Raw genomic sequence first — 4,978 nt, forward strand, 5'->3', positions numbered from 1 at the left:
CAGGCATTCATTGAAAGCTATAACCAAGATTGGTTGATCGAGAAGTTGGGATTCCGCAGTCCCGCTCAGGCGCGCCGTGACCGCGCTCAAGCAGAGGCTGCGTAAGGAATTCTTGTGTCCAAAGAACCGGGTGCGATACAGTCTCGGTGGACTTCTTCGCCGTTCGGCGGCGCAGATTGCAGTTTGCTCGGACCGATCGGCCTCTTTTCGCGGCGGTTGTGCCTAAGAGGTAGTCGGGGAATACGCGCCCGCCCTCGACGACGGGAAAACTGACCCTACCCCTAGTCGGCCGGCCAGTCGGAATGCGGCCCCGGAACCCCCTCTTTCTCCGGCTCAAAGACCTCTTCGATATGCTCCCAGAAGCGAATCATCTGTTTGACCGCGGAAACCGGCGGTTCGGAGACTTTCCTCGCCGCCGATCCGGCCGCCTTGCTGGCAATCTTAGCGATACCGGAGAGCAGATTACTACTCACACCGACGACACCCATCGCCGCCTTTTGCGGAAATCTCACCGCGCCCCCCACAACAAGACGCCGGGTCGCATCGGCGACACGGCTCGCACCGATGGCAACCACACCACCGAGAAGTCCGGCCGCTTCGAGCGAGGCGCTACGGGTCATGGCGCGCCGGTCCTCATCCAGCCGGATACCGCAGTAGCGGCGCGCCAGTCGGTTCCCGCGTGGGACCGGGAGGCGCTGGAGCGCCTGCTGCGTTATGGACTGCGGGCGCCGTTTTCCCAAGAGCGACTTTCGCTGAGCCCGGAGGGGAAGGTTGTCTACCAGCTGCGTCGGCCGTGGCCGAACGCCAACGGCGCCACCCATCTCATCCTCGATCCCCTGGACTTCCTGCGCCGCCTGGCCGCCTTGGTCTCATTTCCCTACAGCCATCAGATCCGCTACCACGGCGTCTTCGCCAACCGCAGCCGCTGGCGGAAGTTATTGCCGGATCCGCCGCGGCGGGAGGAATGTACAACCGTCGAGAACGGTATGCCGCCTGGGTTGGAAGTTGAAACAAAGCAGGCGTCAAAGACGGAGCCAGAGAAATCATCCGCCACACATCGCCGGCGCGTCCCGTGGGCGCAGCTTCTGCGGCGATTATTGCATGTCGACGCGCTCGCCTGCCCGCGCTGTTCAACACCCGCACAGACAGTCCCCATGGTCGTGCTGGCTTTTCTCACCGATCCCGTGGTGGTAGGGAAGATCCTCCGGCACCTGGGGCTTAACGATGTTCCTCCTGCCTTGTCGCCGGCGCGACCGTCGGATCCGCCGATGGGATTTTTGCTGGAGGCGGACACGGAAGGGATGGATGCCGATGCCGGCGATGTGGAAAGCGCGGATCCGGACCCCTGGGCCCGCCCGCCGCCATAGCGAATCCGTCGATTAATGTAAAAACTCCTATTTCCAGGATCGTGCAGGATGCCGGCCTGATCGGGTTTTCCGGGTGGGTTGATGGGAGAGGTGCGTCTGGGAAGATCGAGTGGAGAGGCTACTGCGCCGGGAAGACGACGAAACAGGACGCGCTGAGTGGAAGTTCACGGCATGGAGATGCCAGGCATGGCTTTCCGAGCCGTCTTGTCAGCCCTTTCCTGATCGGATATCATCATTGTGGCAGCTGCGAGGGGGTGGGCTGGGGTAAAGGGGTTCTTGAAAGTTCTTATAGGCTACACGATTCAGGAGTGAATTTGGAAGCTATTTGGCGGAGGTCAAGGAATGTCTTCATATCCGATGAAAATTGGAACACACTTGGCAATTATTGTGCTCTGGCTATGCTCAATAGAGCCACTTAAAGCAGAGACCTACAAAGTACCATCTGAACATTCTAGCATCCAGGCGGGACTTGATGCGGCCGCTACCGGAGATAGTGTTCTAGTGGCAGCTGGGACATATACAGGAGAAGGTAACTACAATCTTGATTTTGCGGGCAAAAACATCGTCTTGCTTTCTGAGGATGGTGCCGATTCAACGACAATTGATTGCGAAGGAGGAGACTATGGAATTCATTTTCAAGATGACGAAGGTCGTGATTGTGTTGTAGATGGATTTACTATTCGTGGTGCAGATATCACTGCCATTATGTTTAAGTATGGGGCATCTTCAACGATTATAAATTGTGTTTTGACTGGAAATATAGTGGGTTTTGGATGTATTGGTGAATCTTCATGCATCATTGAAGACTGTCTTATAACATGGAATGGGATGTCAGACGGCGCTGGATTGTATGTATCGCATTCGGCAACACCAGTGGTTAAGGATTGTGTATTTTCTGGAAATTGGTCACCCGATGTCGGCGGAGCAATATATATTGGCAGAGATTCTTCTTTAAGGCTTGAGGGCTGTTTAATAAATGGGTGTGTGGCTGATGATATGGGTGGGGGGATATTTTGTGGAGTGGATGCATCTGTTTTTATATCAAACTGTACGATCTCAGGAAATGGTGCTCTCAATGGCGGGGGCATAATTACAGGTGGTGGATTCGTTCAGGTTGAAAACAGCGCCGTGTGGGGAAATATTGGGACTGACATTATCATATCAAATGGAAATGCAATCATAGATTGTTCTGTACTTGTTGCACCCGTTGAATGGGGAGATTCGGAAATTGAATACAACGGAGAGAGCATATTTTCTGCGCCCCTATTCTGTGATTGGGTTAATCCTCACGACGAGCCCACAACAGAGGGAGACTATCAAGTCTATTCAAACTCCCCCTGCCTACCTGAGAACAACCCCTGTGGAATATTCATTGGCGCATTGGGGGTGGGATGCGATCCCCCAGATCCGACAATCCAAAGAAGTTGGGGATTAATAAAATCATTTTATGGTGGTCGCTGATGATTTTGAATTTGCTGAGTCCGATCGGTTCTCTAAGGGAGGAAAACCCAATTATGCATAAGAAGCCGGATTCTCCGCAAATTCCATCCAGAATCTTGAGTCCAAAAGCAGAGAGGCATTATGGGATTGGCGTCCGCAAGCCTAAATAGAGCTGGGTTTTACTAGCGGCCCGGCAGAAAGAATGGCGTTCTTCGCTGGTTGGGAGCATTTTATCGATGACATGTATCGACCTAAAATCCTCAACCGAAAGGAAGAATGCCAATGGACAGATATATCGGTCTGGATGCCCATTCAGCAAGTTGCACGATCGCTGTTGTCGGTCCCAGTGGCAAACGGTTGCAATCACAAGTACTGGAGACCAATGCAAGAGCGCTGATCAGTTTCCTCAAAACGATTCCCAAGCAACGTCGTCTATGTCTGGAAGAAGGGACGCAAGCGAACTGGCTCCACGAGGTGTTGGCCCCGCATGTCGACGAGATTGTCGTCACTCCTGGAATCAGGAGAATGAGTGGATCGAAGGACGACAAGCGCGATGCGTTCAATCTAGCCGAGAATTTGCGAATAGGTGCAATCAATACGCGCGTTTACAAAGGGCTTGGGAAGTTTGGATTGCTTCGGGAACTGAGCCGAGCCTATACAATGCTGGTCAACGATTCCGTACGAGTGCAGAACCGGATCAAGAGTCTTTATCGCTCGCGGGGCATCCCCACTTGCGGCAAAGAGATCTACGAAATTACTGCTCGGGAGAAGTGGCTGCGGAAGCTTCCAGCCAAAATACGTTCAGTTGCGGGATTTCTCTACCAAGAATTGGACTGTGTTCGGGATCTAAAGAAGCAAGCCGAAAAGGAGATGCTTGCCGAAGCGCAGAAGCACAGTATTTCCCGCATACTGAAGACATGTCCAGGCATGGGAGTGATACGTGTTGCCCAGATACTATCGATCGTAGTCACACCCTATCGATTCTCCAGCAAGCGATCGTTTTGGGCTTATGCCGGCTTGGCGATCGTCATGAGGAGTTCATCAGATTGGACAAGGGCCGGAGATGGGAGCTGGGCAAGACTACCGGTTCAGCAAACGCGAGGATTGAATCGCAATGGCAATCGAGCACTGAAGCAGATCTTCAAGGGTGCGGCCACGACAGTAATTGGGTATGCCCGCAACGAGGATCCGCTGTACCGGCATTATCAACAGCTACTCAATGAGGGCACGAGGCCGAATCTGGCGAAGCTGACCATTGCACGGCAGATAGCATCGATCATTTTATCGATGTGGAGATCCGAGGAGGTTTATAATCCGGCAAAGTTAAAGAAAGCCGCATAGGTTGTCTCCAGGTTTGAATGGTTGATTGTGAAAGAGTCATTTTTGCTGGCCAACTTCCTGGAGACGAAACGGTATTGGGGGAGAGCATCTATTACGAACCTGGTCCCGGGTAATGATTCCGGAGTCCCCACAGAGAGGCTATGCCCCCCTGGAGAGCCGAAGAAAGCGATGGGCCATTGAGTCCCCAATAGAAGTGTGGTTCCCAGTCCGGTGTGGAGGACAATGCGGCTACGATGTCGACAGGATGCCAGGCGAAGATTGATCTTTGATCACCGTCGATCTAGGTGCACCGAGAATCGCTCCCAAATCTCAAGTGCACTGCTCACGTCAAACTGGCGTGAACTTAATCAGGAGATCGGCCGGGGCGGACGCTGGATGCAAAAACGGGAAGCTCCAGCGAATGGAATATGTATGTCTTGACATCTTTCCCAATAGAACTGGTTCGTAAAGGGTTGCACCCGGGGTGCACCCGGGGAGCCGGGATGCGGTGTTTCGAAATTGAGTGGTATATTTGGTTGACGCAGACCCCGGTAGTGATGGCTGCCGGGGTTCGCTATATGTGTAAGTTCTATAGGGTTTTGCGGTTGCGGCATTTTATGTCTGATTCTCTGTTTAGAAAGGGTGTCGATTGGCTACGGGTCATAATCCTCGGAATTGGCGTGGGATGGCCGAAGTTCTCTGACTCTCTCCTCTCGGCTCAGCACCGTTTAACGCTCGCGTCGCACCCGGACCCCGGGTGATACCGTCTTCTAACTCGCGGTCGAGTCTCGGCGTAACTCCAATCGGCTCAACGCGGACGGGATTTACAAAATGCACAGGTGCCCGACACC

At 53.4% G+C, this 4,978-nt stretch carries 4 protein-coding genes; 3 read left to right on the plus strand and 1 reads right to left on the minus strand.

The features are described from left to right. Positions 1 to 281: 281 nt before the first annotated feature. Positions 282 to 512 carry a hypothetical protein gene (locus KJ970_11885; protein ID MBU2691616.1) on the minus strand — a complete coding sequence of 77 codons (231 nt, stop codon included), beginning with the start codon at positions 510 to 512 and terminating at the stop codon, positions 282 to 284. Here KJ970_11885 and KJ970_11890 point away from each other — a divergent pair. From KJ970_11890 to KJ970_11900, 3 genes are all read left to right on the plus strand, one after another. After that, positions 498 to 1,367: a transposase gene (locus KJ970_11890; GenBank protein ID MBU2691617.1), complete on the plus strand. Its 870-nt coding sequence runs from the start codon at positions 498 to 500 to the stop codon at positions 1,365 to 1,367. The two genes, KJ970_11885 and KJ970_11890, sit on opposite strands and share 15 nt — an antisense overlap. Positions 1,368 to 1,709: 342 nt before the next feature. Continuing rightward, positions 1,710 to 2,828, plus strand: a complete 1,119-nt coding sequence (locus tag KJ970_11895) for a right-handed parallel beta-helix repeat-containing protein (GenBank protein MBU2691618.1) — start codon at positions 1,710 to 1,712, stop codon at positions 2,826 to 2,828. Between the two features lie 261 nt (positions 2,829 to 3,089). Next, entirely contained in the window at positions 3,090 to 4,148 is a 1,059-nt protein-coding gene (locus tag KJ970_11900; GenBank protein ID MBU2691619.1) for a transposase, read from the plus strand. Positions 4,149 to 4,978: the final 830 nt, after the last annotated feature.

Source organism: Candidatus Eisenbacteria bacterium (assembly GCA_018831195.1).
Taxonomy (GTDB): domain Bacteria; phylum Eisenbacteria; class RBG-16-71-46; order CAIMUX01; family JAHJDP01; genus JAHJDP01.